We start from the raw sequence: 5,725 nt of genomic DNA, 5'->3' as shown, positions 1-5,725 counted from the left end.
CCCCGAACGGGTGCACGGCGGCGATCGCCTCGTCCACATTGTCGGCGGTGAGCCCGCCGGCCAGGATCACCGGCCGGCCCAGGCGGGCGAGTTCGCCGACGATCCGCGCGCTCACCGCCCAGTCGTGGGTCCGGCCGGTACCGCCGAGCCGGTCGGCGGTACGGGAGTCCAGGAGGACGGCATCGCAATCCGCCGCGGCCTCCCGGGCGCGGGCGATCGCCTCGGCGCCGGTGACGTGGACGGCGCGCACGATGGTGCGATTGTGCGCGGCCGCGTGTACAGCGCGCAGCGTGGCATGGTCGACGAGGCCGTGGACCTGGATGGTGTCAACACCGACCCGATCGGCGAGGTCGAGAATGGCGGCGGCGTCCTCGAGATGGGTCACCAATACCCGGTTCACGAACGACGGCGTCGCCGCGCACAACTGCGCGGCGGCCTCGGGGGTCAGCGCATCCTCGCTGGTGTGCGTGGTGCCGGAGATGAACCCCACGGCGTCCGCGCCGGCGCTGACCGCCGTTTCCAGGTCGGCCCGGGAGCGGATACCGCAAACCTTCGCGCGAACCGTCACCTGATCATGGTACGCCCGAGCTCAGCTCGCGGCGGACTCCGGAATGCGCGGCGTATGCGAGGACGGGCCCGACGGAACGTTCTTCTTCAAACTCGCGGCGTACACGTCCACGTACTCCTGGCCGGACATCTGCATCAGCTCGTACATGACCTCGTCGGTGACCGCTCGCTCGACGAAACGGTTCCCCGCCATCCCCTCGTACCGGGAGAAGTCGATCGGTTTACCGAACTTCACGGTGACCTTGCGCCGCCGCCAGCGGAACCGTCCGGGCGGGCTCACCTGATCGGTGCCGATCACGGCCACCGGGATCACCGGGACCCCGGTTTCCAGCGCGAGGCGGGCCATCCCCGTCTTGCCCTTGTAGAGCCGGCCGTCGGGGGAGCGGGTGCCCTCGGGGTACAAGCCCACGAGCCGGCCCTCGTCCAGCAGTTTCCGGGCGGCGTTGAGCGCGTCCTCGGCGGCGTCGGCGCCGCTGCGATCGATCGGGTACTGGCCGGAGGCGCTGAAGAAGAACTTCTGGAACCGTCCCTTGAGACCCGGGGTGTGGAAGTACTCGGCCTTGGCCAGATAGTTGATCCGGCGCGGGCTCGTCAACGGAGCGAAGAGCCAATCCGCGATGGACAGGTGGTTTCCCGCCATGATGGCCGCACCCTCGGCCGGGATGTTCTCCACGCCCTCCACCTCGGGCCGGTTGTACAGATGGATGAACGGACCCAGCAGCACGAACTTGAGCAGCCAGTAGAACATGACGTCCTTACTCCGGGAATCGGGATGGAAATGTGGGGAGCCTTGGTTGCCGACTCTACCGCCGGTCACGGACCTCCTCCAACCCCGGCCTTGTTAAATGTGTATATATGGCGCGGAGTTCGGTGGTACGGGGAGGGGCCGGCCGAATGCGGTCTCGGGGCAGACCGTCTTGCTGAGTTTCGGAGATGCTCGCGCCACGCGAGCCCGAGCCATGTCGGCGGTGGGTTCGGGTGCCACCCGTGGGCAAGGTGGGGACCGAGGTCAGTGGCGGGGGATGAGGGCGGTGCGGGCGAGTTCGGCGGCGCCGATCATGCCGGCGGCCTCGCCGAGCTGGGTGGTGCGGATACGGGCCAACGGGCGGTGTCCGTGGCCGGTGACGGCGGCGGCGTATTCCTCGCGGGCCTCGTCGAGGAACAAGGGGGCCGAACTGCTCACCCCGCCCGCGACGACCACCAGATCCGGGTCGAAGATATCGCCGACGAACGCCAGGCCGAGCCCGAGCCAGCGGGCGAAATCGGCCATCACCCGCAGAGCCAGCGGATCGCCGTCCTGGGCGGCGCCGGCCACCCGGCGGCCGGTGAGCGCGCCGGGGTCGGCGGTGATCTCCTTGGCCAGCATCGATGGCGCCGAGTAGGTGGCCAGTAGTTCTATCGCGGATTCGGCCAAGGCGGTCCCGCTGCAGTAACGCTCCCAGCAACCCTGTTTGCCGCAGCCGCATTCGCGGCCGCCGGGTACCACCTGCAGATGGCCGAGTTCCGGTGCGACACCGTGGGTACCGCGGTACAGCACGCCGTCGATCAGCAGGGCCGCGCCGATCCCGGTGCCGATGGCCACCAGCACCACATTGTGGCCGCCGGCGGCGGCACCGAAGCGGTACTCGGCCCACATCGCGGCGTTGGCGTCGTGTTCGAGCAGTACGGGCAGGCCGAGCCGCTCGGTGAGGCGGTGCGCGACCGGTGCGTCACGCCACGGCAGATGCGGAGCGAACCGGACGGTGCTGCGGTCGGCGGAAACGAATCCGGCCACGGCCAGGCCGACGGCGTCGATGCTGTGCCGGTCACCGAGTTCGCGGACCGCGCGATCGAGCGCGGCCTCCAGGGCCGGAGCCGAATGGGGGGTCGGGCACTGCACGGTATCGAGCACCTCGCCGGTCGCGTCGACCACGGAGGCGCGAATATTCGTCCCCCCGATATCGACACCGACGGTGAGGGGAGTGCCCGGTCCGGCGGCGTTCATGGCTTGATGGTCACGGGTATACCGACATAGCGCGACTTGCCGGCCCCGGCGGCGCGAGCGCCCGCCCCGGTGGTGTCATCCGGCCGGCCGGGCGGGCTCTGATCGCCTGCCGCGCCGCCGGTTTCGCCGCCGGGCCGGGTCGTACCGGAGCCCGCGCTATCGCCGGGGGCCGCGGTGTGCCGGGTCTCCCCGGAATCGGATTGTGCCGCAGGAGGTTTCGTGCCGTGATCGTGGGGCAGGACCGGCTCGACCGGTGCGCCGGCCAAGGCCTCGCGCAGGACGGTCACGATGGCCGTACCGTGCGCGGCCACGGTTGCGAGGACCTCGTGGTGTTCCCCGCGGATCAGCGCGGCCGCGGCGCACAGCGGGCACCAGGTGCAGTTGGCCCATTCCGGTTCGCCGTCCGCGGCGGCCTCCCGCAGGACCGGTTCCACCCGTTCGAGCACGGCCTCGGCGAGCAGCCGCAGCTCGTCGGCGAATTCGGCGATACCCTCCGGCTGCCGGTAGTCGGTTCCGGTCATCGCGGCCACTCCTGGGGGTCGGGGCGGAAACGGATCACCAGATATCCGTTGTCGAGTTCGGCGGTGCTGACGGTGCAGCGGCGCAGTACCGGCGCCAGGCGCAACCGCCGGCGCACGCCGTCGGCTCCCACGATCAAATCGTCCTCCACTCGTCCCAGGCGCAGCGTGGCCGGATCCGCGACCGGTAGCTGGATACGCAGCGCATATACCGAATTCAGCCCGGTGCCCGATTCCAATCGGACGGTGGGTCCGGCGGTGTCGGCGGGCGGGTGCGCCGCCGAACCCGCATCGTCGCGCAAACCCGCGGCGCTGTCACGCCGAACGGCCGCGGTGTCGCCACCGGTACGGCCGGACGGAACTTCGGACGGGCCCCCGGCGGCCGCGGTGTCGCGGGCGTCGTCCCGTCCGGTCCCACTACCGGACGAACCGAGGGCCGTGTTCTCAGTGGCCCCGGTGTCGCCGGCCCGCGGCGCGGACGCGGTGTCGCCGGTATCGGTCGCGGTGCCGCGGGTGCTCTCGTCGGTGCCGCCGACGGCCGGACCACCGGCCGTGCCCGGTGCCGCCGCGATGCCTTGGATACGGGTAGCGGACCCGGGGCCGGCAAAGCCGGAGACGGTTTCGTCCGCGGCGACGACACACGAAAGCCCGGCGAGCGGGCCGAGACCCACCGGTTCGGCGCCCGTATGACCCGCCACCAGCACGGGGACTTCCGGCATCGACCGGCGCAGTCCGGCGATCACGTCCAGTTGCTCGGCGTAGCGGTGGGTGTACCAGCGCACCGCCGGATGCTGCGGTTCCGGGCCCGGCGGCGGGACCGCGGGCAGCACCTTGTTCACCACCACCGCGTCGAGCCGCAGGCCGAGCAGCGCCGTCGCCGAGCGCACCCGCGCCGATTCCGCGACCGCGACTCGTTCCGGCAGCGTGATCAGCCGGGCACCGGTACGCCCGGAATCGGCGAGCAGATCCCGGACCTCGGTGACGGCGGCGACGATCCGCTGCATCGTCGCCGCCAGGACGGCGCGCCGCAGGTCGGTGCCGATCGCGCTCATCATCCGCTGATGCGGCGGCCAGAGCCGGTCCAGATAGCCGAGCAGCGTGTCGGGGGCGGTGAGGATACGCAGCATATCCGCGGTGGGCGGGCAGTCGAGGACGATCACCTCCCATTCGCCGTCGGCGGCGTACTGGGCGATCTCCACCAGCATCAGCAATTCCTGGACACCGGGCAGCCCGGTGAGTTCGGCCGGGTCCAGCGCCCGCAGATCGAAGCCGTGATCATGGCCCGGATCCAACGCGAGCAGATCGGCGACCTCCCGGAACCGGTCCTCCAGCAGCGCCAGCGAATCGAGTTCGATCACCTCGAGGCCGGGGACGACCCGGGTGATCCCGGGGACCGCGCCCGCATCGTGGGCGAACCGGAAACCCAGCGCGTCGCCCAGGGAATGGGCCTGGTCCAAGGAGGCCACGAGAACCCGCCGCCCCTCGCGCGCGTACCCCATGGCCTGCGCGCACGCCAGCGTCGTCTTACCGACCCCGCCCTTGCCGACGAACAGTTCGACCCGCGTCCGGGACCCCGGGCCCGGCGCGCCGTCGCGGGTGGCCGGGTTCGGTTCGGTGCGCGGCCCGGTCAGCCTTCGACCCGTTTCTTCAGTTCCTTGAGCGCGGTATCGGTGATCACCTTCTCCGCCTTGCGTTTGAACATGCCGATCATCGGAATGGTCAGATCCACCGTCAGTTCGTAGCGCACCTCGGTGCCGCCGTCCGGCTGTTCGGCGAGTTCGTAGCGGCCGTCCTGCGCCTTCTGCAGGTCACCCTGCACCAGCGTCCAGCTCACGGCCAGATCATCGGGCCGCCAGGTGTAGGACAGCACGTAGGTGTCCTTGACGACGCCGGCGTCGAGCACGAAACGAGCGGTGCGCGCACGACCGTCCGGACCGGTCTCGAGGACCTCCACCGATTTGGCCGCCGATACCCATTCGGGGTAGGACGCCAGATCGGCGATAACGGACATCACCTGCTGGGCGGGCGCCGCGATGACGATCGATCTCTGGGTCCGGTCGGCCATAGGTTCTCAGTGGTTCCTTTCGGCGGTGCGGTATGGAATTCGTCAGTTCCCGGGCGGGCGGACCCCGGCCGGCCGATCACCCTCGAGCCGGTCCTTGAGCTCGAACGACATCACCTTGCCCGCGATGCGGCGCTCCCGGTTGGCCGCGGCGAGTTTGCGCGGCGGCAGCTGCCGCGGCGGTTCGGCGTGCAGGAAGTAGTGCAGAATCACCCCGTCCAGCGAGGGTTCCAGCCACACCTCCATGGTGCCGGTCAGCGCGCCGCGCACCGACCAGCGAATCCCCTTGTCGCCCCGGTCTTCCCGGACATCGAGTTCGAGATCGGGCCACCAGCGCCGCCATTTCCCCGGCGCGTCCAGCGCAGCGGCCACCGCGGCGCCCGGCGCGGCGAGAAACGTCTGGTCGGCGACCTGGATACTGCTCACCCGGCTGAGCGTAATGGATGGTGCTGTGTTTATTTGCGGCGCCTTCGGCGCCGCGGGGGGGGGGGGGGGGGGGGGGGGGGGGGGGGGGGGGGGGGGGGGGGGGGGGGGGGGGGGGGGGGGGGGGGGGGGGGGGGGGGGGGGGGGGGGGGGGGGCGGGGGGGGGGGGCG

7 protein-coding genes are annotated in these 5,725 nt (G+C 71.1%); all 7 read right to left on the bottom strand.

The genetic code is table 11. The annotated features are described in order from the left end of the window. A partial coding sequence (locus QH276_RS24845; RefSeq protein WP_280406921.1) for a phosphoribosylanthranilate isomerase occupies window positions 1-568 on the bottom strand: 568 nt, incomplete at its 3' end. 21 nt (window positions 569-589) lie between these two features. Continuing rightward, window positions 590-1,315 carry a lysophospholipid acyltransferase family protein gene (locus QH276_RS24840; RefSeq protein WP_280399948.1) on the bottom strand — a complete coding sequence of 242 codons (726 nt, stop codon included), beginning with the start codon at window positions 1,313-1,315 and terminating at the stop codon, window positions 590-592. Between the two features lie 261 nt (window positions 1,316-1,576). After that, window positions 1,577-2,551 carry an ROK family protein gene (locus tag QH276_RS24835; protein WP_280399939.1) on the bottom strand — a complete coding sequence of 325 codons (975 nt, stop codon included), beginning with the start codon at window positions 2,549-2,551 and terminating at the stop codon, window positions 1,577-1,579. After that, window positions 2,548-3,072, bottom strand: coding sequence for a hypothetical protein (locus tag QH276_RS24830; RefSeq protein ID WP_280399938.1), 525 nt, complete (start codon window positions 3,070-3,072; stop codon window positions 2,548-2,550). The genes QH276_RS24835 and QH276_RS24830 overlap by 4 nt, the downstream gene beginning before the upstream one ends. Then, window positions 3,069-4,622 (bottom strand): TRC40/GET3/ArsA family transport-energizing ATPase, encoded by a 1,554-nt coding sequence (locus QH276_RS24825; protein ID WP_280399947.1) that lies wholly within the window; start codon window positions 4,620-4,622, stop codon window positions 3,069-3,071. Before QH276_RS24825 ends, QH276_RS24830 begins: the two co-directional genes overlap by 4 nt. Window positions 4,623-4,696: 74 nt before the next feature. After that, window positions 4,697-5,134, bottom strand: a complete 438-nt coding sequence (locus QH276_RS24820; RefSeq protein WP_280399937.1) for an SRPBCC family protein — start codon at window positions 5,132-5,134, stop codon at window positions 4,697-4,699. 42 nt (window positions 5,135-5,176) lie between these two features. Then, complete coding sequence (locus tag QH276_RS24815) at window positions 5,177-5,557, bottom strand: polyketide cyclase / dehydrase and lipid transport (RefSeq protein ID WP_280399936.1); 381 nt, start codon at window positions 5,555-5,557, stop codon at window positions 5,177-5,179. Window positions 5,558-5,725 lie beyond the last annotated feature (168 nt).

It is taken from the genome of Nocardia carnea, assembly GCF_029869215.1.
GTDB classification, from domain to species: Bacteria; Actinomycetota; Actinomycetes; order Mycobacteriales; family Mycobacteriaceae; genus Nocardia; species Nocardia carnea_B.
This window is presented reverse-complemented; position numbering and strand designations above follow the sequence as displayed.